The sequence below is a fragment of the Streptomyces spiramyceticus genome (genome assembly GCF_028807635.1).
GTDB classification, from domain to species: Bacteria; Actinomycetota; Actinomycetes; order Streptomycetales; family Streptomycetaceae; genus Streptomyces; species Streptomyces spiramyceticus.
Window position 1 is genome coordinate 922,580 of the sequence record NZ_JARBAX010000002.1, and the last position, 22,008, is coordinate 944,587.

Annotated in this window: 13 protein-coding genes and 3 pseudogenes; 11 read left to right on the forward strand and 5 right to left on the reverse strand. The window is 71.4% G+C overall.

All coding sequences use genetic code 11. The features are described from left to right. Positions 1-128 precede the first annotated feature (128 nt). From PXH83_RS27745 to PXH83_RS27780, 8 genes and pseudogenes are all read left to right on the forward strand, one after another. Positions 129-4,244, forward strand: a complete 4,116-nt coding sequence (locus PXH83_RS27745; protein ID WP_274564004.1) for a MupA/Atu3671 family FMN-dependent luciferase-like monooxygenase — start codon at positions 129-131, stop codon at positions 4,242-4,244. Continuing rightward, positions 4,241-5,785, forward strand: coding sequence for a condensation domain-containing protein (locus PXH83_RS27750; protein WP_274564006.1), 1,545 nt, complete (start codon positions 4,241-4,243; stop codon positions 5,783-5,785). The genes PXH83_RS27745 and PXH83_RS27750 overlap by 4 nt, the downstream gene beginning before the upstream one ends. Next, on the forward strand, positions 5,782-7,065 hold the full coding sequence (locus PXH83_RS27755) for a M18 family aminopeptidase (protein ID WP_274564009.1): 1,284 nt from the start codon (positions 5,782-5,784) through the stop codon (positions 7,063-7,065). The genes PXH83_RS27750 and PXH83_RS27755 overlap by 4 nt, the downstream gene beginning before the upstream one ends. Before the next feature lie 3 nt (positions 7,066-7,068). Further along, positions 7,069-7,431, forward strand: a pseudogene (locus PXH83_RS32380) (thioesterase II family protein); the annotation flags it as partial. A 321-nt stretch (positions 7,432-7,752) separates the two neighbouring features. Next, positions 7,753-8,466, forward strand: a complete 714-nt coding sequence (locus PXH83_RS27765; RefSeq protein WP_274565189.1) for a thioesterase II family protein — start codon at positions 7,753-7,755, stop codon at positions 8,464-8,466. Further along, on the forward strand, positions 8,463-9,302 hold the full coding sequence (locus tag PXH83_RS27770) for a mycofactocin-coupled SDR family oxidoreductase (RefSeq protein ID WP_420803256.1): 840 nt from the start codon (positions 8,463-8,465) through the stop codon (positions 9,300-9,302). Before PXH83_RS27765 ends, PXH83_RS27770 begins: the two co-directional genes overlap by 4 nt. A 17-nt stretch (positions 9,303-9,319) precedes the next feature. Further along, complete coding sequence (locus tag PXH83_RS27775) at positions 9,320-12,316, forward strand: amino acid adenylation domain-containing protein (RefSeq protein ID WP_274564014.1); 2,997 nt, start codon at positions 9,320-9,322, stop codon at positions 12,314-12,316. Between the two features lie 112 nt (positions 12,317-12,428). Continuing rightward, positions 12,429-15,100 (forward strand): annotated as a pseudogene (locus PXH83_RS27780) (ATP-binding protein). Here PXH83_RS27780 and PXH83_RS27785 read toward each other — a convergent pair. From PXH83_RS27785 to PXH83_RS27795, 3 genes are all read right to left on the reverse strand, one after another. After that, positions 15,094-16,362: an SGNH/GDSL hydrolase family protein gene (locus PXH83_RS27785; RefSeq protein WP_274564016.1), complete on the reverse strand. Its 1,269-nt coding sequence runs from the start codon at positions 16,360-16,362 to the stop codon at positions 15,094-15,096. The pseudogene PXH83_RS27780 and the gene PXH83_RS27785 sit on opposite strands and share 7 nt — an antisense overlap. A gap of 176 nt (positions 16,363-16,538) precedes the next feature. Further along, a complete protein-coding gene (locus tag PXH83_RS27790; protein WP_420803257.1) occupies positions 16,539-16,979 on the reverse strand; it encodes a hypothetical protein in 441 nt (146 codons plus the stop codon). Next, positions 16,973-17,413: an ATP-binding protein gene (locus PXH83_RS27795; RefSeq protein WP_274564018.1), complete on the reverse strand. Its 441-nt coding sequence runs from the start codon at positions 17,411-17,413 to the stop codon at positions 16,973-16,975. Before PXH83_RS27795 ends, PXH83_RS27790 begins: the two co-directional genes overlap by 7 nt. Before the next feature lie 158 nt (positions 17,414-17,571). On the opposite strand from PXH83_RS27795, the gene PXH83_RS27800 reads away from it, so the two are divergent. The 3 genes from PXH83_RS27800 to PXH83_RS27810 all read left to right on the forward strand — a co-directional run bounded on the left by PXH83_RS27800 (position 17,572) and on the right by PXH83_RS27810 (position 19,559). Then, positions 17,572-18,432, forward strand: coding sequence for a helix-turn-helix domain-containing protein (locus PXH83_RS27800; protein WP_274564020.1), 861 nt, complete (start codon positions 17,572-17,574; stop codon positions 18,430-18,432). After that, positions 18,432-18,668, forward strand: coding sequence for a DUF397 domain-containing protein (locus tag PXH83_RS27805; protein WP_214921888.1), 237 nt, complete (start codon positions 18,432-18,434; stop codon positions 18,666-18,668). Before PXH83_RS27800 ends, PXH83_RS27805 begins: the two co-directional genes overlap by 1 nt. An 81-nt stretch (positions 18,669-18,749) precedes the next feature. Continuing rightward, positions 18,750-19,559: an SAM-dependent methyltransferase gene (locus PXH83_RS27810; RefSeq protein ID WP_274564022.1), complete on the forward strand. Its 810-nt coding sequence runs from the start codon at positions 18,750-18,752 to the stop codon at positions 19,557-19,559. A 242-nt stretch (positions 19,560-19,801) separates the two neighbouring features. Here the strand turns inward: PXH83_RS27810 and PXH83_RS27815 are convergent. Both PXH83_RS27815 and PXH83_RS27820 read right to left on the reverse strand, forming a co-directional pair. Next, a pseudogene (locus tag PXH83_RS27815) lies at positions 19,802-19,969 on the reverse strand (transcriptional regulator); the annotation flags it as partial. A gap of 86 nt (positions 19,970-20,055) precedes the next feature. Next, entirely contained in the window at positions 20,056-21,960 is a 1,905-nt protein-coding gene (locus tag PXH83_RS27820) for a M64 family metallopeptidase (RefSeq protein WP_274564023.1), read from the reverse strand. Positions 21,961-22,008 lie beyond the last annotated feature (48 nt).

Here is a 22,008-nt window from a genome sequence, read left to right on the forward strand (position 1 = left end):
AGGCCGGGATCGCACCCGCACGCTCCTCGGCGCCCGCGCCCGCACTCCCAACCTTCCCCGAAACCTCTCCCGAACCCCAGCTCACTGATCAGCACGGCCCCCGAGTCACCGTCCCCCAAGGCTCCGGCATGGCCGGGGACCGGGCAGATCGGCGCCAACTGGCGCACGCCGCCGACCTCGTGCGGCGGTTCACCGGGCGCACCCGTACCTCGAAGGAACTGGCCCAGCGGCACCGGTCCGTGCTCGCCGACAGTCGCGCCGTAGTGGGCTTCCGGCGGGCCACCAAGGAGATGCTGTACCCGATCGCCGCCCGCTCCGCGCGCGGTGCCCGGCTCACCGACGTCGACGGCAACGACTACACGGACATCACCATGGGCTTCGGCGCCCTGCTCTTCGGCCACGAACCGGATTTCGTCGCCGATGCCGTACGCCGCCACCTCGCCGACGGGCTGCGCCTCGGCCCGCGCTCGGCCGACACCGGTGAAGTGGCCGAGCTGCTCGCCGAGACGACCGGAATGGAGCGGGTGGCCTTCGCCAACTCCGGCACCGAGGCCAACTCCGCCGCCGTCCGCCTAGCCCGCGCCGCCACCGACCGCGACCGCATCGTCATGTTCCGCGGCTCGTACCACGGCCATGTGGACTCCGTGCTCGGGCGCCCGGGCCCCGAAGGGCACCACGCCGTCCCGGTGTCCCGCGGCATCCCGCGCAGCGCCGTGTCCGAACTGCTCGTACTCGAATACGGCGCCCAGGAGAGCCTGGAGACCATCGAGTCGCTCGGCGACACCATCGCCGCGGTACTCGTCGAGCCCGTCCAGTGCCGCAACCCCGCTCTCAGGCCGGTCGAGTTCCTCCGCTCGCTGCGCGAACTCAACACCCGCCGCGGCATCGTGCTCCTCTTCGACGAGATGCTCACCGGTCTGCGTCCCCACCCGCGCGGCGCCCAGCACCACTTCGGCGTCGTCCCCGACCTCGCGACGTACGGCAAGGCCCTCGGCAGCGGCTTCCCCATCGGCGCCATCGCCGGCCGCGCCGACATCATGGACGGCATCGACGGCGGCTTCTGGCAGTACGGCGACGACAGCCGCCCGATGCGCGACACCACCTTCTTCGGCGGTACGTACATCCAGCACCCCGTCTCCATGGCGGCGGCCAGAGCGGTCCTCACGCACATCAAGGAGCAGGGGCCAGGCCTCCAGGAGCGCCTGAACGCACGCACGGACGCACTCGCCGACGACCTCAACCACTTCTTCAGCGAAGAGGAATTCCCCCTGGAACTGGCCCACTTCGGGTCGATGTTCCGCTTCACACACCGCGCCGACATGGAGCTGCTCTACCACCACCTGATGCTGCGCGGCATCCATGTGTGGGAGTGGCGCAGCTTCTACCTCTCCACCGCCCACACCGACTCCGACATCCAGCGGATCACCGACGCGGTGAAGGACTCCCTGCGCGAACTGCGCCGCCAGGGCGGCTACTTTCCCGAGAAGGCCAAATCAAAGGCCCGTCCCACCAACGCCCCTCGCGAGCGCCCCGCCCCCGACTTCGGCGTCTACTTCTTCGGCAACTACCCGGAAGAGACCACGGACGACGACGCCGCCACAGGCGACAAGTACGAGCAGCTCATCGAGACGGCCCGGTTTGCCGACACACACGACTTCAGCAGCCTCTGGCTGCCCGAACGCCACTTCCACTCCTTCGGCGGCCTGTTCCCCAACCCGGCCGTCCTGGCCGCCGCTCTCGCCCGCGAAACCCACAACATCAGGCTGAACGCCGGATCCGTCGTCCTGCCCCTGCACGACCCCGTCCGCGTCGCCGAGGAGTGGTCGGTGGCCGACAACCTCTCCGGCGGCCGCGTCGGTATCGGCTGCGCCACCGGCTGGCACGCCAACGACTTCGTTCTCCACCCGTACCGCTTCCAGGACCGCAAGGAAATCGCCTTCGCCCATCTCGACGACGTACGCCGGCTGTGGCGCGGCGACGCGGTGCGCCGCCGTACAGGCGAGGGCCGCGACATCGACGTACGGATCCAGCCGCGCCCCGTCCAGGACATGCCGCCCATGTTCCTCGCGACCTCCGGGCAGCGTGCGTCGTACGCCGAGGCGGCGAGCCGCGACCTCGGCATCGTCACGAACCTGATGAACCAGAGCGTTGCGCAACTGGCCGAGAACATCCGCCACTACCGCCAGGTCCGCGCCGAACACGGCCTGGACCCCGACGCCGGCCGCGTGACCGTCCTGATCCACACCTACCTCGCCGAGGACCACGCGAAGGCGCGGGCCGACGCGCTGGAGCCGATGAGCGGCTACCTGCGCTCGTCGCTGCTGATGCGCTCCGCCGCGACGGCGCTCGGCCGCAGCCCCGAGGACGTGGCCGCCGCGAGCGAGGAGGACCTCGACTACCTGTTCCGCCGGGCGTACGACCGTTACTGCGACCAGCGCGCCCTGATCGGCACGCCCGACACCTGCGCCCCCGTCGTCGACGCCCTGCACGCCGCCGGGGCCGACGAGATCGCGGCGCTCGTCGACTTCGGCATGCCGACCCAGCTGATGCGGTCGGGTCTTGAGCAGCTGGACGTACTGCGCAGGCGGTACCACGACCGCGATACGCCGACGGCCCTGGCGCCGACGGCCCTGGCGCCGACGGCCCCGGCGACCACGCCCCCGGCGGCGACAGACCAGGCGGTCACCGCCCCCGCCACCCCCGCCCAGCAGCGCCTCTGGCTGGCCTCCCGGCTGATCGGCAACCCGGCGGCGTACAACGAGATACAGGCCGTGCGCCTGCGCGGGCGCCTGGATCCGGTCGCCCTGCGCGCCGCCGTCACCGGCCTCGTCGAGCGGCACGCGGCGCTGCGCACCGTCTTCCGTGCCGGGCGCGGGGACGAGACCGTGGTCCAGGTCGTACGTCCCGGCCTGTGGCCCGAGCTGGTGGTCACCGACGCCCGTGGGCAGGACGCCGACAAGGCGATCGCCGAGGCACTGAGCGAGGAGAGCGAGCGCCCGTACGACCTGGCCGAAGGGCCGCTGTTCACGCCCAGGCTGCTCATGCTCGGCCCCGGCGATCACGCGCTGCTGCTCGGCATGCACCACATCCTCACGGACGGCCACTCGGCCGAGATTCTCGCCTCCGACCTCCAGGAGCTGTACCGGGCGGCCGTGAAGGGCCGCGAACCCGCCTTCGCCCGCCCCGCCGGTACGACGCTCGAACCGGCCGCCGCCCCGACCGGCAGCCCGGACGACGACGACCTCACGTGGTGGCGCGACCACCTCGGCGACAAGCCGCCCGTGCTCCTGATGCCGGCCGACCGCCCGCGCGGACGCACCGTCGCGGGCCGCGGAGCCGCCGTGGCCGTCAGGCTCGGGCCCGAGCGCACCGCACAGCTTCAGGACTGGGCCGGGCGGCAAGGCGTCACACTGTTCGCGACGCTGCTCACAGGCTGGCAGATCGTGCTCCGCCAGTACGCCGGTCAAGACGACTTCGTCGTCGGCAGCACCTTCGGGCGCAGAGCGCCGGACCAGCGCGACACGGTGGGCTTCCATGTCGCGCTGCTCCCGCTGCGTACGTCGCTCACGGACCGCACCGGTCTGACCGACGCCGTACGGGCCACCAGGGACACACTGTTCGACGCCGACGCGCATCGTGACGTGGACCTCGACGCGTTGTCGGCCGCCGGGCATCCCGACCCGGGCAACCCGCGTCCGCTGGTCACCGTCTCGGCTGACCTCGACACTGAACCCCTCGCCCGTATCGAACTGCCCGGCCTGCGCGTCGAGGGGCTCGACGGCGGTACCGAGTCCGCGCCCCTCGAACTGGCCTTGATGGCCACCCGCAGCGCCGCCGGGCTGGGGCTCCGTATCCGCTACGACGCGGATCTCTTCGACGAGGCCACCGTGCGCGGCTGCCTGGACCAGCTCGACCGGGTGCTCGCGGCGATGGCCGAGGGGACCGCCGAGCGCGTGGGCGAGCTGCCGGCGTACCCGGGGGACACGGCAGAAGACTCGACCGCTGCAACCCTGCGCGCGGTGTGGGAGGCGGTTCTCGGGACCGAGGGCTTCCCCGCCGACAACAATTTCTTCGACCTCGGCGGCAATTCGATCAGCGCGATCAGGCTCGTCAACCGGGTGCGCGACGCGCTGGGGACCGACTACCCCATGGCGGACTTCTTCCAGGACGCCACCCTGCGGGCCATGCAGGACCAGCTGGCCGGACCCGGCCAGGACGCGCCGCGCGTACAGGGGGAACTGTGACCGCACCCGACCACATCGACACACTGCTCGTCCGGCTGGAAGCGCTCGACGTGCGGCTGCTGGCGACGCCAGGGGGCGCACTGCGCTACGACGCGCCCCGGCACGCGCTCACCGACGACCTCCTCGCCGAACTGCGCGTACACAAGGCCGAGTTGATCGCCAGGATCTCCGACATGACGTACGAGGTGACCGACCGGGCCCCGGTGAGCGACCAGCAGGCCCGCATGATCGCCGGCCACTATTCCGTACCGCACGCCGAGGTCTGGAACATACCGACCCGGATCCGCTTCAGCGGCGCCCTGGACCCGGACGCGCTCCGGGCGGCCCTGGCCGAGCTGATCGGCCGCCACCACGGCCTGCGCACGCGCTTCGTGCAGCAAGCCGACGGCGCCTGGTGGCAGGAGGTCGTCGCACCTCCGCCGCTCGACCTGCCGGTCGAGGATCTCACGCACCTCCCGGCCGCCGCCGAACGCCGCAAACACGGCGAGGAGTTGTGCCACGAGGCAGCCGCAGCGAGCTTCGACCTCACCCGCCCCGTCCTGCCCCGCCTCCGCCTGATCCGGACCGAGGAGGACGAGTGGGCGCTGATGTTCGTACTGCACCACATCTGTGTGGATGGCTGGTCCCTGTCCTTGCTCCTCGCGGAAATCGCCGAGCTGTACGCCGCGTACGCCGCAGGCACCGCCCACACCCTCTCCGCCCCCGCGTCCCAGTCCACCGACTATGCACGCTGGCAGCGCGCGCAGGACGACCCGGCCACCGAGGCCCGCAGGGCCGCGCACTGCGCGGCGTACCTGGACGGCGTACCGGCCGCCCTCGACGTGCCCACCGCACTCCCGAGACCCGAAAAGCTCAGCGGACGCGGCGGTACGATCCGGGGCCTGGCGTCCGGTGAACTCCGCGCCGCCGTGGAAGGGTTCGCCGCAGCCCGGCACACCACACCCTTCGCCGTGGCCGCCGCCGCCCTCGGCGTCTTCCTGGCCAGGCTCTCGGGCGAGCGGGACATCCTCCTCGCCGTTCCCTACGCCAACCGCGAGGCCACCGCCTTCGAATCCCTGGTCGCCATGACATCGACGGCGATCATGGTCCGTGTACGCCCCGATCCGGACGAGAGCTGCGCCGCCCTGGTCACCCGCACCGGCACCGGCGCGATGGAAGCCATGGCCAATGTGCTGCCCACGGCACGGATCATGCAGGCGATGCGGGACGCGGGCGCGACCGACGTCCCCGACCGCGTCCCGTACGTCCTCGCCTTCCAGAACTCCGTCGACACCGACATCGAGATCCCGTATCTCGGCGTCGAGGTGGACGACCTGGCGCCGCCGCTCGCCCGCAGCGAACTCTGCTTCGGCCTGGCACCGCGCAGGGACCCCGCGACGGGCTACCGGACGTTCCTCGAATACTCCGCCGACCTGTGGGACGCGGAAGCCGCCGAGGCACTGCTCACCGAATACACCACCCTCCTGAGCGAGCTGTGCTCCCGGCCCGAAGAGCCGGTCGGACCTCTGCTGCAGGCCAACGGAAAGGCACGGACCGCATGACGCTGACCCACGACCGGAGTCACAGCGACGACCTGATCTCCTTCATCCGCGCCAGCCCGTCCCCGTACCACGCGGTGGCGAGCGCGGCCCAGCGGCTGGAGAAGGCCGGTTTCCGGGAGCTGGCCGAGACCGACAGCTGGTCCGGTGAGAGCGGCGGCTGTTACGTCGTACGCGGCGGCGCCCTCATCGCCTGGTACGTCCCCGAGGGCGCATCCGCGCACACCCCCTTCCGGATCGTCGGAGCACACACCGACTCGCCGAACCTCCGCGTCAAGCCCTCGCCCGACACCAGCTCGGTGGGCTGGCGGCAGGTCGCCGTCGAGGTGTACGGCGGAGTGCCGCTCAACACCTGGCTCGACCGTGACCTGGGCATCTCGGGGCGGGTCACGATGCGCGACGGGACGAACCGGCTGGTGTGCATCGACCTGCCGCTGCTACGGGTTCCGCAGCTCGCCATCCATCTCGACCGTACGGTCAACGAGGGCCTCGCCCTCGACCGGCAGCGGCACACCGCCCCGATCTGGGGTCTCGGCGGGGCCGAACAGGGCGCGCTGCTCAGCCGGGTGGCGGAGGAGGCCGACGCGGACTTCTACGAGATCCTCGGCTGGGACCTGATGTTCCACGACGTACAGGCGCCCGCGTATCTCGGAGCGGACGAGGAGTTCCTGGTCTCCTCCCGCCTCGACAACCTCGTGTCGGTCCACGCGGGCGTCACCGCACTGGCCGCCGCCACGGGCCGGGAGAGCGCGTACGTACCGGTGCTGGCCGCCTTCGACCACGAGGAGGTCGGCAGCGCGTCGGAGAGCGGCGCCCAGAGCCCCCTCCTCGAACGTGTACTGAACCGGTCGGTCGCCGCGCGCGGCGGTACGCAGGAGGACCGGGAGCGGGCTTTCGCGGGCTCGTTCTGCGTATCGGCCGACATGACGCACGCCGTACACCCGAACTACCCGGAGCGCCATGACCAGGACCACCGTCCGCTGCCCAACGGTGGGCCGGTGGTGAAGGTCAACGTCAACCAGCGCTACGCCACCGACGGGCAGGGCATCGCGGTCATCGCCGCGGCGTGCGAAAGGGCCGGGACTCCGTGGCAGTCGTTCGTCTCGAACAACGCCATGCCCTGCGGTACGTCGATCGGCCCGCTCACGGCGGCCCGTACGGGCATTCCCACGGTCGATGTGGGGGTGCCGGGCCTCTCCATGCACTCGGCGCGTGAGCTGTGCGGAACGCAGGACCCGTGGCTGCTGGCCCAGGTGCTCACCGAATTCGTCACGGCGGGCTAGGCGATGACCGATAACAAGTCCCGTAAGGAATGGACGGCCGTACTGCGCCCCGCACGCGGCGCCGGGCCGCACGGCCGGGTCGTCGCCGTGCCCAACGCGGGCGCCGGCCCCAACTCCCTCCTGCCCCTGCTGAAGCGCCTGCCCGACAGCATCGAAGTCGTCGGCGTCACCCTGCCGGGGCGCGAACGGCGGTACGCGGAGACCTTCGTCGACATGCCCGACGACCCGCCGGCCGTGGTGCGCGCCGTCCTCGGTGAACTGCGGCGGATGCCCGCGCTGCCCACCGTGTACTTCGGCCACAGCATGGGGTCGGTGCTCGCGGCGGCCCTCGCCCTGGAGGCGCCGGACCTGTGCGCGGGACTGGTGCTCAGCGCACCGCCGGACGTGGGCGCCGGCGTCCCTGGGGACGCCGGGATTGCCGGTTACGCCGGGGACCTGACACTGGGCCGACGGCTGGCCCGGCTCAACGCGGGGCGGGCGCTGCCCGTGCCGGTGACGGTGCTGACGGGCGAGGACGACGCACTCGTCACAGGCCCGGAACCGGCCGCCTGGACGACGTACGCCCCTGCCGGACGCCGCCAACGCTCCTTCCCCGGCGGGCACTTCTACCTACTGGACCCCATCAACGGCGACGCTGTGGCCGCCGAGATCAGCGCGGCCTTCCCCAGGAACGGAGCCACACCACCCGTGGAAGAGACCTTCCTCATCTGCCTGCCCTTCGCCGGAGCGGGGGCTTCGTTCTTCACGCCGTGGCAGGACCTGGCACCCGAGGGCCTGCGCATCCTCCCCGTGCAGCTTCCCGGCCGCGAGCAGCGCTTCGTCGAGCCCCCGCACACCGACGCCACCGCGGCGGTGGACGAGGCGTACGCCCTGACGACCGCTCAGCTCGGCGAAGGCGCCCGGGTGGCCGTGTTCGGCCACAGCCTGGGGGCGGTGCTGGCATATGAACTCGCGCACCGGCTCGAAGCGACGCCCGGCGTGCGTCTCGACGGTCTGGTCGTCAGCGGCTCGCCGGGCCCGTGGACCCGCCGCGCCGACCATGCGAACGACCTGCCCGACGACGAGTTCGTGGCCCGGGTCCGTACCTTCGCGGGCTACTCCCACGTGGCACTGGAGGACCCCGAGATGCGAGCGCTGCTGCTGCCGACGCTCCGTGCCGACGTACGGATGCACGAGACGTACGTTCCCACCTCGGACCGCCCGCTCTCGGCTCCCATTACCTCGGTCCGGGGCCGCGACGACGAACTGGTCAGCGCTGTGGAGGCCGCGCAGTGGGCGTGGGCGACCACCGGCAGGCTCACGACGGCCGAACTCGACGGCGGACACATGTACGTGACCGAGCGGGCGGAAGCTCTGCTGCGGCTGGCAGCGGGCGAACTCCGCACGGCCCGGGCACGATGACGTCGATGGGGACGCGGCTGTCCGGCAAGACCGCGCTCATCACGGGAGCGGCGAGGGGACTGGGCCGCGCCTGCGCGGTCGCCTTCGCCCGTGAGGGCGCGGACCTGATGCTGGTCGACGTGGCCGGGGACCTGCCGGGCGTCCCCTACCCGCTCGGTTCCGCGAGCCAGCTCGCGTACACCGCCGACCTCTGCCGGGACGAAGGCGCAGCCGTGCTCACGCGTCCCGTCGATGTGCGCGACCTGGGGCAGGTGGAGGCCGCGGTGGCCGACACGGTCGCCCGCTTCGGATGCGTCGACGTACTCGTCAACAATGCGGGAATCGCGGCCCCTTCGGGCAAGGCCGCACACGAGATCGAAGAGCACGAATGGCAGCTCATGCTGGACGTCGACCTCTCCGGTGCCTGGCGGACGATCCGGGCGGTGGGCGGCCTGATGGCGGCCCAGGGCTCGGGCAGCATCATCAACATCGCCTCGACCGCTGGCCTCGTGGGCTACCGCCACTTCGCGGGTTACGTGGCGGCGAAGCACGGACTGGTCGGCCTGACCAAGGCCGTCGCGCTGGACTACGCTCCGCGCAAGGTCCGCGTCAACGCGCTGTGCCCGGGCTCCGTACGGGACGAACTGCAAGTCGAGGGCCGGATGCTCTCCGAGATCGCCCGGTCCCTGGACGTACCGGTCGACGAGCACGAGGAGACGTTCGTCCAGGCCCAGCCGATGAATGCCCTGATCGAGCCCGAGGACGTCGCCGGGGCGGCCGTCTGGCTGGCGTCGGACGAGTCCCGGCAAGTGACCGGAAGCGTGCTCACCGTAGACGGCGGCTTCACCGCCCGCTGACCCCCGGAGAACCCCCAGTGCCACACATCCCTGCCCCGGCCGCCCTCTCCCGGATCGTCCCGGCGGACTGCCCGCCGTCGGCCCACTGCCACGCCCTGTCCGTACGCCTGCCCGACGGTGGTGACGCCGACGGTTTCGGCCGGGCCCTGGACGCCGCTGTCCGGCTGTGGTGGCCCGAAGCGGCGGAGCGGTGGCCGGTGCTGTGGCGGGAGACGGTCCGTGCGGTGGCGTCCAGTGACGCGGCTGAACGGCGGCTGTACGCCGAGACGCACCGCCCGGTGAGCATCGCTTCGGGACTGATGCTGCGTGCCGTGCTGCTGGAGTACGCCGACGGGCCCGCCGACCTGGTCCTGACCGCCCACCGGCAGCGCCTTGACGCCCGCTCGCTGGCCGGGGTCGCGGACGTGGTGCTGGGGCGGGTGCCGGCCGGGGAGTTCCATGTGGCTCAGGGAGCCCCGGCCGACACCTCGCCGGTGCGGTCCGGACCCGGCGGCCGGATCGAGTGGGCGGGGACGGGCGTGGTGGTGAGTACGGCACTTGACGGTACGTCCAATGATCCGCTGGCGTGTGTGGTCGCTGCTGCGGCTTTGGTGGCGGGGCGGTACGAGGGGCGGGCGGCGACGGAGGTCGGCGTACTGGCGGCGGGGGCGGACCGGTCCGGGGAGACTCTTGGTGCGTTTGACGAGGCGTGGGTCCAGGCTGTCGACCTCTCTGAGGGGTGCACGGCGGGACAGCTGCTGGACGCGGTCCGGGCGGCGTGGCCAGGCTCGTACGAGGGGGGCCGCCCTGTCGTCGGCGTGTTGGGCGACGGGGGCCTCAGTGGGGGAACTGCGCCGCAGGCAACCCGCACCCCCACCCCCGATGCCCCGCACCACCTCCCCTGCCAAACTGCCCCCTTTCCCCTCACACTGACCCTCCGCACCACCACCAGCCCCGACGGCGGCCTCGCCCTCGACCTGCACCATCAGCTCCGACACGTCGACGACGCCACCGCGCGTGCCTTCGTCCGCCACGTGGCCCGCGCCTACCAGCAGTTGACCGCATCCCCCGACCAACCCGTCGCCGACATCGCCCTGCTCGACGCCGCCGAAGCTGAAACCCGGCTCGCCCTCGGCCGCCCCGCACGCGACCCGCACCCGCGCCGCCCGCGCCCCCGCCGCATCGACGCCCTCTTCGACGAACAGGCAGACCTGCGCCCCACCGCGACCGCCCTCACCCACGACGGCCGCACCCTGACCTACGCGCACCTTCGCGAACGGGCGGAGCTCCGTGCCGCCGGGCTGCGCGCCGCCGGGGTGCGGGCGGGGGAGCGGGTCGGTATCTGCCTGGAGCGGTCCGCCGACCTCGTGGTGGTCATGCTCGCGGTACTGAAGGCCGATGCGGTGTACGTACCGCTGGACCCGGCGCACCCACCGGCCCGGCTGACGTACACCGCACAGGACGCGGGCCTGCGCCTGATCGTGACGGACCTCGACGCCTTCCCCCGCGACGACACGGACGTCCGCACCCTCAGCCCCGCAGACCTGGCCGTCGCAGGCACGGAAGCCATGGCGGCCACGCAAGCCAAGGCAGCCCGCACCCACCCCGCCCGCGCCCCGCAGGAAGCCGCGTACGTCATCTACACCTCGGGCTCCACCGGCCGCCCCAAGGGCGTCGTCGTGCCGCACGCCAACGTGGCCGCGCTGTTGGACGCCACCCGCGACGACTTCGGCCTCGGCGCCGACGACACCTGGACGCTCTTCCACTCCAGCGCGTTCGACTTCTCCGTCTGGGAAATCTGGGGCGCACTGCTGACCGGCGCGAGGCTGGTCGTAGTGGACTACTGGGTGTCCCGGTCACCCGCCGAGTTCCGCGAACTGCTCATGCGCGAACGCGTGACAGTGCTCAACCAGACCCCCTCGGCATTCGGCCAGCTCATGGAGGCCGACCGGCCCCACCGGCCCGAACTGCCGCTGCGGCTCGTCGTCTTCGGCGGCGAGCCGCTCGACACGCGCCCGCTGCTCGGCTGGTTCGACCGCTACCCGGAGAACCGGTGCCGGCTGGTGAACATGTTCGGCATCACCGAGACCACCGTCCACGTCACGGCGCAGACGGTGACCCGCCGCGAGGCGATGGCCGGTTCACGCTCCGTGGGCCGTCCGCTGCCCGGCTGGTACCTGTACGTGCTCGACGCGCAGGGCAGGCCCGTGCCGACCGGAACGGCGGGCGAGATCTGGGTCGGCGGCGCGGGCGTCGCACTGGAGTACCTGGGGCGCCCGGAGCTGACCGCCGAACGCTTCGTGCCCGATCCCTACCGGCAGGAGGGCCGCGTCTACCGCAGCGGCGACCTCGGCAGACTCCGCCCCGACGGCACCCTGGAACATCTCGGGCGGCTCGACAGCCAGGTCAAGATACGCGGCTTCCGGATCGAACTGGACGAGATCCGCAGCGTCCTCCTCGACGACCCGGCGGTCACCTCCGCCGCCGTAGTGCTCGGCGGCGATGCGCTGAAGGACGCGGCGGGCGTACGAATCGACGCGTACGTGGTGCTGCTCGAAGGGCAGTTCGCCGAAGCGGCCGCGGCCGCGGTACGGCGGCGAGCCGCGAAACTGCTGCCCGACTACATGGTGCCGACGACGGTGACGCCTCTGCCCGCGCTCCCGCTCACAGCGAACGGGAAGCTGGACGTACGCGAACTTCCCGAGCCGAAGCCCGAGCCCCAGCCCGAGGCCCAGCCCCAGCCCGAGGACGAACCCGCGCCCGCGCCCGCGTCCACCGTCCAGGCCAGCAATCCCCTGGCCGAGGTCTGGGAATCCGTACTCGGCGTACCCGTCGGCCCCGACGACAACTTCTTCGACCTGGGCGGCAACTCGCTCTACGCCGTCCGAGTAGCCGCAGCACTCCGGGAACGCGGGCTGCCGCCCGTCTCGCTCCGCCAGCTGTATACAACCCCGACCGTCCGTGAGTTGACGGTAGCTCAGACTTCCGGAACCCTCCCCGGAGCCCATGATTCCGGGGCTGTGGCGGGCCATTGACGATCTACGCCCCTACCAGCCCGTCACCCGTCCAGGACCAAAGTGCGCGGATCGATTCCGTCGGCGGTCCCACCGGGCTACGCTCGAGATCCGCCACCGTTGGGGAGGGATGATGGTGCCCCGTCAGGAGCACCCGGTCACCGTCCCGCTGCTGGAACGCGAGACGGAACTCGCCGCCGCCGCGCACGCCGTAGAAGCGTTGTGCGCCGACACACCCGGCGGTGGGGTTCTCGTCTACAGCGGCGAGGCCGGACTGGGCAAGACAGCAATGTTGTCCGAGGTACGCCGTATGGCCGCCGGACGCTGCACCGTATGGTCCGCACGAGGTGGCGAGACCGTCACATCCGTGCCCTTCCATGTCGTACGACAACTGCTGCAACCCGCGCTCACACTGCCCGGCACCGTAGACACCCGTGGCCTGCTCGGCGACGGCTACGAGATCATCGGCCCCGCCCTCGGCGTGGCGCCGCCGGACGGGCAGGCCGACCCGCAGGGCGTCCGTGACGGCCTGGACACTCTCGTCGTACGACTGGCGGCGGCGTACCGTCCGCTCGTCCTGATCGTGGACGACGCGCACTGGTGCGACCTGGAGACCCTCGGCTGGCTGGCCTCGTTCGTCCAGCGGAGCGAGCTTCCCGTCCTCGTCGTCATGGCGTACCGCACCGAGGAACCCGTCGGCGACACAGCGGAGTTCATCCGCGTGATCGAGGCGGCAGCGCGCGAGTGCGTTTCAATGCGGGCGCTCACCCCCGCCGCCGCGGCCGGGCTCGTACGGGCCGAGCTCGGCGAGCACGCCGACGATCCGTTCTGCCGCGAGGTGTGGGCGGTCACCGGCGGCAATCTGTACGAGACCGTGGAACTCATCGCCAAGTGCGCGACGAGGGCTTGGACCCCGTCGAGTGCTCCGCGGGCGCTCTGCGCGCCCTCGGCGCGTCGGCGCGCGGCACCGGGCTGATCAACAGGCTCGAAAGGCTCGGCACCGTGACCACCCGGTTCGCCTGGGCGGCCGCGATCCTGGGCACCGAGATCTCCCTGGACCTCGCCGCATCGCTCGCCGTCCTCGGGCGTGCCGAGGCCGCCGACTGTGCCGAACGGCTGCGCGCGGCCCGCATCCTCGAAGGGACGGACCCGATGGAGTTCGTCCACCCGCTCATCGCGGGCGGCGTCTACCGCGCCATCCCGTCCGCGATGCGCACCGCCATGCACGGAAGGGCCGCCTGGGCGGTCACCCGGGCGGGCCGGGGCGCGGCAGCCGCCGCCAGGCACCTCCTCGAAGTCCACCCGGACGACGATCCCGAACTGGTCGCACAGCTGCGTGCCGCGGCCGCCGAGCATCTCGCGGTGGGAGCACCGGACGCCGCGAGGCGCTGCCTGGAGCGTGCCCTCCAGGAGCCGCCGCTGCCCGAGCACCACGCCCAGGTCCTGTACGAACTGGGCTGCGCCACGCTGTTGACCTCACCCGCCACCACGGCCGGCCACCTGCGGGCCGCCCTCGACATGCCGGGGCTCGACGCCGGCCAGCGCGTGGACGTGGTGTTCCGGCTGTCCCAGGCCCTCACCCACAACAACCAGACACGGGAAGCCGCGCAGGTCGTGGCCGCCGAGGTGGCAAGGACCGCACCGGGGCCCGCCAGGATGCGGCTCCAGGCCGTGCACTTCCTGTGGGAGGGAGTGCAGGCGGCCGAGGACGACGGGCCCGCCCGCTCCCGCCGCCTCGCCGCGATGACCGAAGGACTCACGGGCCGTGACAACACGGAACGGGTCCTGCTGATACTGAGGGCCTTCGACGGCACGGCACGTGGCGAGAACGCGGAAGAGATCGTCCAGATCTGCGACCGCGCCCTGCAGGACGGCCAGCTCGCGACCGGACTCGGCTGGACCAACACCGTGTGGGGCTTCGAGCCCCCGTCCCTCCTCGGACTCTCCTACGCCTTCGCGGACCGGCTCGACCAGGCCGAAAGACTCTTCGACGAGGCGCTGCACGACTTCGAGCTCTCCGGCTGGAGCGGCGGCCACCTCGCCTTCGCCCACGTCAGCGTCGGCTATCTCCAGCGCAGGCGCGGCAACCTCGCGGAGGCCGAGATGTATCTGCGCGAGAGCCTGCGCCTCGCCGAGCGCGTCGGGAACGGCCTGCCGATGCACTGGGACGCCGCGTGCATGCTCATCGACACACTGCTCGCCAGGGGCAGGATCGACGCCGCCCAGGAGGCCGCCGATCGCTATGCGTTCGCCCCTCCGTACCCGTCCTCGATGGTGATCCCCGACGCGCAGTGCGTACGCGGAAGGCTGCTGCTCGCCCAGGGCCGCACCAAGGAAGCCGTCGCCGAACTCGAAGCAGCGGGCGATGCGTTGACCGCTCGCGGCCGTCACAACGGGATCATGGCCCCATGGGCGAGCGACCTCGCCCGTGCGGTGGCCGCCGAGGAACCCGAGCGTGCGGCTGCCCTCGCCGCCTACGTCCGTGACCGCGCCGAGCGCTTCGGCACGGACACGGCCATCGGCGAGTCACTGCGCTGCGAGGCGGCACTGGCGGAGGGCGAGCGTGCGGTGGAACTGCTGTCCAAGGCGGTCGCGTTCCTCGAAGCGTCCCCGTGCGCGTACGAGCATGCGCTGGCCCGGGTCGAGTACGGCATCGCGGCCGGGTCCGCCGGGGAAGTGACCCGGGGCCTGGCGCTCGCGGAGTCGTGCAGCGCGGACGGCCTGGTGGCACGGGCGAAGCAGGCACTGCGGTCCCTCGAACCGGACCGGAATGCCCGCCCCGCCCGAGGGGCCCACAGCTACTGATGCCTTGAGCAGCGCAGGCTCTTCAGATCGACGGTGTCGCTCATCGTCCGCATCCCCGCGTCATTGGGGTGGAGATGGTCTCCGCTGTTGTACGCCGGAAGGATCCGGGACGGTGCGGCCGGGTCCCTGACCGCTTTGTCGAAGTCGACCACCGCGTCGAAGGCGCCGCTGTCGCGGATGAAGGCATTGACCTCCTGGCGCACGGCTTCCCCGCCCGGCGTCCATTCCCGCCAGCCTTCGTACGGCATGACGGTCGCGCCGACCACGCATACGCCGGCTGCGTGCGACCTGGCGATGAGCTGCCGGTAGCCGGCGATCACCTCGGCGGCGGTGGGCGCGGGGACGCCCTTGATGTCGTTGACCCCTTCGAGCAGGACCATGGTGCGCACGCCCCGCTGGGACAGGACGTCCCGGTCGAGCCGCTTGAGCGCGCTCTCGCCCGACCCGTCCTTGAGGACCTTGTTGCCGGAGATCCCCTCGTTCGCGACGCCCTTGATGCGCGAGCCGGGATCGGCGTCCAGCCTGCGGGCGAGGAAGTCCGGCCAGCGGCGGTTGGTGTCCCGGGTCGAGATGGCTCCGTCGGTGATGGAGTCGCCGAGCGTGGCCACGGCGCCGGTGCCGCGCCGGGCGCCGACCGTCACCGCGTCGAGGTAGAACCAGGAGGTGATCCGCTGGGTGTAGGGCGTGGCGGAGTCGCCGGAGGCGTGGTCGCCGACGGGGGCGATGTACGACGTCTGGAGGGCCATCTTGTGCCCGGTCGCGACGCCGCCGGCGCTGCGTACGTACAGACTGACGGCGAGATCGGACTGTGGCGGCAGCGTCCCGGGCAGCTGGTCGCTGTAGACGGATCCGCCGGGCGGGACGGTGACCGAGGGCGACCCGCCGAAGGACAGCGGGCGGTTGGTGCCGGGCACCAGGGAGGCGCCCGAGGAGCGGAGTCCGGCGAAGGCGCGGCCGAATGTCACCGGCTGGTCGCCGAAGGCGTTGGAGAGCCGGATCCGCATCCCGGTGCCGCCCGCGCTGGTGCGCACGACGAGCCGGTACGTACGATCCGGGAAGGCGCCGGCGGTGGTCAGCCGGTCGGTGCTGGCGGCCCAGGTGACGACGGGGGTGGTGCCCCGGGCGGCGGATGCGGGGGATGCGCCGGACTCGGTCGTCCGGTCGGCGGCGGACGTGGGGCCGGCGGCGAGGACTGTCCCGATGGCGAGGACGGCGGCGGTCATGGTGTGCACGGCGCGGCTGCGTAACTTGGGTCTGTTCATGGCGCGGAGATTCCTCTCCCGGGCAGCATGGACATGCCAGAACTGGCACTGAGGGAATTGACTCCCGGTACGGCATGTGTTGTCCAGAGCGCCCCAACCGAAACTACGCCTTCCGGGTGGTCGGACGGCGGTGGTCGGAGGCCTGTGGTCAGGGGCCGGTCGTCAGAGGCCGGTGGTCACGGCAGCTGTTGCGGCGGCGCAGACGCGGCCGACCAGGCGGGCGCGGTCCCGGCCACGCGGCACGCCATCAGGTAGAGCGGAATCGGCGGCGTGTACGGCGCGCTGCCGTCCGGCCAGTGGATCAGGCGCGGACGTGTCGCCGGTACGTACGCCCCGGCGACGTATCGCGCGGGCTGCGGCCAGGTCAGTCCGAGGTCCGACCCTGACGGCACGATCCACCACCACCAGTCGGCGTCGGCGAACACACAGCCCGGCCGCGACAGGTGTGCCATGAGCCGGAATCCGTGCCGCGCGGGCAGTCCCACCGCGTCGCAGCCGAGCGGGGCGGACAGCTCGGGCGGTACGGGCAGGAGCACCCGGCCGCCGGTCCTGCCGGCGCCGCGGCGGGCGCGGGAGAGGCGACCGGCCGGCAGGCTGGTCACCACGGACCTCAGCAAGGAAGCTCCGCCCAGACGACGCGACCGGGCCCGTCCTCGGCGTCGCGCGTTCCCCAGAAGCTGCTCATGGCGTCGACGAGCTGGAGCCCGCGCCCGTGCTCCTCCTCGGCGGCCTGGCGCAGTTGCGGTCCGGTCGGACGCAGCCCCTGATCCTTCACCGCGACACGCAACCGCCCGTCGCTGTCGCGCAGTTCGCACACGATGTGCTCGCTCGCGGTGTGCAGCAGGGCATTGGTGAACAGCTCGGAGACGACCAGTACCGCCGTGTCACAGGCGTCGTCGTCGACGCCCCACCGGGTCAGCTGATCTCTCGTCAGGCGCCGGGCGGCGGCGACACATTCGGCTCGTGCAGGCAAATCGAAGCCGTACCGCCGTATGTCCGTCCCCTGGCACCGGTCCATGAGCCGGGGGGCGAGCGTATTGCCTGGTGCCACGAGCGCTTCCTCACGGTGTGGGTGAACGGTAGTTCACAGTACAACTCTCCCTCCGGTGGCCACACTTGGCAAGAGGCACTGTGAAAATGACAGAGTGTCGTTTCTTTGGTCGCGGCTGCGTGGCACACTGCTCGCAACAGCCCATGGGGAGGTCTGAAGTGAGTGAACCGAGGTCCGCCCCGACGGTGGGTCAGGTCGTGCTCGGCAAGCGCCTGCAGGACCTGCGCGAGCGGTCCGGGCTGAGCCGCGAGGAGGCCGCCAAGGTCCTGCGCGTCGCCCCGGCGACGATCCGCCGGATGGAGACCGCGGAGGTCGCGCTCAAAATCCCTTACGTACAGCTGCTCCTCAAGGCGTACGGGAACTCCGAGGAAGACACCGAAGCCTTCGTCGAGCTGGCCGAGGAGGCCAACAAGCCCGGCTGGTGGCAGCGGTTCCACGGGATCCTTCCCGACTGGTTCAGCATGTACGTCAGCCTGGAGGGCTCGGCGTCGCTCATCAGGGCGTACGAACCGCAATTCGTCCCGGGGCTGCTCCAGACCGAGAGCTACGCCCGCGCGATCATGCGCAGCGGGGCGGTCGGCCAGAGCAGACCCGGGGACATCGACCGGCACGTGGCTCTGCGCATGGAGCGCCAGAGCCTCCTCACAAGATCCGACGCCCCGAAGCTGTGGGTCGTGATGGACGAAACGGTCCTGCGTCGTCCCGTCGGCAGTCCGGACGTACTGGGGGAGCAGCTCGACCGGCTGATCGAGGCCGCCGAGATGCCCAACGTGACGCTGCAGATCGCGGAGTTCGCGACGGGACACCACGCGGGCACCTATGGCCCCTTCGTCCTCTTCCGCTTCGCCGTACCGGAGCTCCCGGACATGGTCTACAGCGAGTACCTGACCGGCGCCGTCTATCTCGACGCGCGGCCCGAGGTGGCGGCCCACCTGGAAGTCATGGACCGCATGGCGGCTCAGGCCGCAACTGCACAACGCACAAAGGAGATCCTGAAAGATCTCCGCAAGGAGCTGTGATGGACTGGATATACAACGGAATGCCCGCGACCGACCTCCCCGCCGAAGGCTGGTACAAGCCGTGGAGCGGCGGCAACGGCGGCAACTGCATCGAGGCGATGAAGCTGGCCGACGGCAGAGTCGCGGTCCGCCAGTCCGCCGACCCCGAAGGTCCCGCGCTGATCTACACCCCCGGCGAGATCGCCGCGTTCATCCGGGGAGCGAAGGCCGGCCAGGCCGACTTCCTGCTCACCTGACGCACCTGATTTGCCTGCCTCACCTGCCTGACCTGCCTCACCTGTCCACGTTGTTCACTGCCACCCCCCATGGAGCTCCGTATGACCGGGCAAGACCGCACCCCCGTCGAGATCGACACCAGCAAGCCGCACCCGGCGCGCATGTACGACTGGTTCTTGGGAGGCAAGGACAACTACCCGGTCGACGAGGAGATGGCCCGCCAGCTCCTCACCATCGACTCCCGGGGGCGGGACATGGCGCGCGTCAACCGCGCGTTCATGCATCGCGCCACGCGCTGGCTCGCCGAGAACGGCGTACGTCAGTTCCTCGACATCGGCACGGGCATACCGACCGAGCCCAACCTCCACCAGATCGCCCAGCAGACCGCGCCCGACGCGCGCATTGTCTACTGCGACAACGACCCGATCGTGCTGGCCCACGCCGAGGCGCTGCTGCGCTCGACGCCGCAGGGCGCCACGGAGTACATCCAGGCCGACGCGCGTGAGCCCGACGCCATCCTCGAACAGGCGGGCAAGGTACTCGACTTCGGCCGACCGGTCGCACTGTCCCTTGTCGCGCTGCTGCACTTCGTGGGCGACGAGGACGGCGCTCACGCACTGGTGAGCCGCCTCATGGACCGGCTGCCGTCGGGCAGCTACCTGGTGCTGTCGCACGTCACCGGGGACTTCGACCCCGAGGGCGCGGCGAAGGCGTCCGCGCTGTACAAGGCGCGGGGCCTGACGCTGCGACCGCGCTCACGCGAGGAGTTCGCCGAGTTCTTCAAGGGCTTCGAGCTCGTCGACCCCGGTGTCTCGCTGACGGCGGAGTGGCACCCGGAGCTGGGCGAAGCGGTACCGGTGGCGGGCGACGACCCGATCCCGGCGTACACGGGAGTTGCTCGCAAGGTTTGACGCGGGGTGGCGGGGCCGGGGGTGCGGTGCGGGTCGCCTGCGGCACAGTTCCCCTACCCGCCCCTTTCCCGAAGCTGGGGCTCCGCCCCAGACCCCGCTCCTCAAACGCCGGAGGGGCTGGTATTTCAGCTCCGCCTCGCTTCCCACCGCACCCGCGCTACGCGTACGCCACCGGATCCGCCAGCACGTCCCGTACCACCAGCGCCGCCGCCCCCCGCGCCGCGTCCCCCGTCAGGGACCGTGAGCGCCTGTGCGAAGAGGCCCTCCGCCGCGACGCGGGTCCGGCCAAGGTTGGGCGCCTGCCGGACCGTGCCGCCGGACACCAGGCCCGGCAGCGCCAGCTGCACGCCCACGGGCCGCAACTCGTGCTCCTCGGCGGAGAGCAGGGCCCGCGAGGCGATTCCGGCGGATCATGCCTGGGCCGCGGGGCCTGGCACGCACATCTGCGGCGAGAACGCGCCGCACCCTGAAGCTGGCCTGTTCCGCCGGACACGCCCTAATCCCCGCTCCCCGACCGCACCAGCGTCACCAGGAACCTCTTCCCCGCGCTCGCATTGCCCGCCGAGTCGATCGTCCGGTACTCGACCGTGTGCGTGCCGTACTCCGGTGTCGCGTCGTCCCACGGCACCACGCGCGGCGTGCCGAGCTTGCCGTAGACGAGGTCGTCGATGACGGTGCCGCTCGGGGTGAAGCGGAACGGGGCGTCGGCGTCGGTCGGCCAGCCGAAGTAGGTGTACCAGCCGTCGCCGTCGACCCTGAACTGCGAGACGACGTACCCCTTCTGGTCGTCGCGAGCGGTGAGCTTCATCGTGAACGGACCGTCGTAGACGTACTCCACCGGCTCGCCGGGCCGCCGCACCGTGCTCAGCGGGTCCGACAGTTCGTACGCCGCCTTTGCGGGCGTGGCGTCGACCGTCCAGGTCAGCGTGCGGTCCGTACCGGCGATGCGGGCGCTCAGGGTGTGGCGGCTGCCCGCGCTCACCCGCAGCGCGCCGAGGTCGAGGTCGCGGTCGTTGCCGGGGTTCAGCACCGGCCGCCCGTCCAGTGTCCAGTGCACCTTCGGGGCCGGGCCCGTGGAGTGCGAAGTGTCGGCGTACACCACGGACTCGGCGCCTACGGGAGCACCGGTGTCGGTGTGGGTGGTGAACTCCGGGGCGGGGAAGGACGGTTCAGTCGTCAGGGACGGGTCCACGGTCCACGTGACGGTGCGGGTCAGTGCCTGTGACTCGCGGATCTTCGGATCACGTACGAAGGGAGTCGGGTCGGTGACCGTCGCGGTGAGCGTATGACGACGCCCACTGTCGAGGTCGAGCCGCCGCAGGTCGAGGCTGCGCGCGCCCGAATTGCCCTCGACGCGGCGGCCGTCCAGCCGCCAGACGGTGTCGAGTTCACCGCCGACCGGGTGAAGCGTGTCGACCCACACGCTCCGGTCGTCGCCGATGGCCGTGGCGTTCGGCGCGTGCCCCTGCACGAGGTTCACCTTGGCCGAGATGGCCTGGGTCATGATCTCGCGCTCGACCTGGTCGAAGGCGTATCCGAGGGTCTTCATCATTGAGTGCTTGCTCGGCCGCCAGACCCCCTTCGTCTGGTACATGCCGCCCTCGTGCCGTCCGATGCGCCCGCCGGAATCGCTCCGCTCGCCCAGCCAGCGCCACCACTTCCGCTGCTTGTCGCGCATCTCCGCCTCGGTGAGGAGCGTGTGATGGGCGGAGGCCGGTTCGCCGCCCTGGTAGGTGCCGCCGGGGACGCCGCGTGCGTAGTAGTCGTACTCGTCCTGGAGCTTGCCCAGGGAATGGCCGATCTCGTGCGGTGTGATGAGCGAGGAGAGTGCGTTGCCGCCCGACGCGGTGGCGAAGGTGCCGCCCGCGCCGCCGTACGTATCGCTGTTGGCGAGGCCGACGATCTGCCGGTTGGTGCTCTGCGAACCGGGGATCAGGTCGGCCAGCGCGGCGGCTGCCGCCGAGTCGATGGAGAGCAGCCGCTGAACCCCGGCCGGGTTGCAGCCGCCCCAGAAGCCCATGTTCAGGGGGGTGTCGCGGCGGGGCGCGTCAAGACCGGGATCGCAGTCGACACCGGACTCGGCGGAGGGCAGCTCCACTGCCCAGACGTTGATGTACGAGCGGTAGGAGGCGAACGGCTCCATGCTCCACAGCACATTGAGGTGCTTGTCGACGTCGGCGCGGAAGCCCGGCATCTCGTCGGCGGTGTAGCCGTCACCGAGGAGGACGAGATTGAAGCGCTTGTCGGCAGGCCCCGTCTGCTGCAACGGCACCACCCTCGCGTCCGCCGTCACCGGACGCGGCGCCGCCGCCGCAGACAGGGACGGTGTGGTGCCCACGGCGCAGGCGGCGATCAGGGCGCCCGCCACGGCGAGAAGCGCGGGTCTGTTGCGAAGTCTCATGGTCGTGCACCCTCCGTCTGCCGTCACGTCCGGTGATCACGCGGTGGC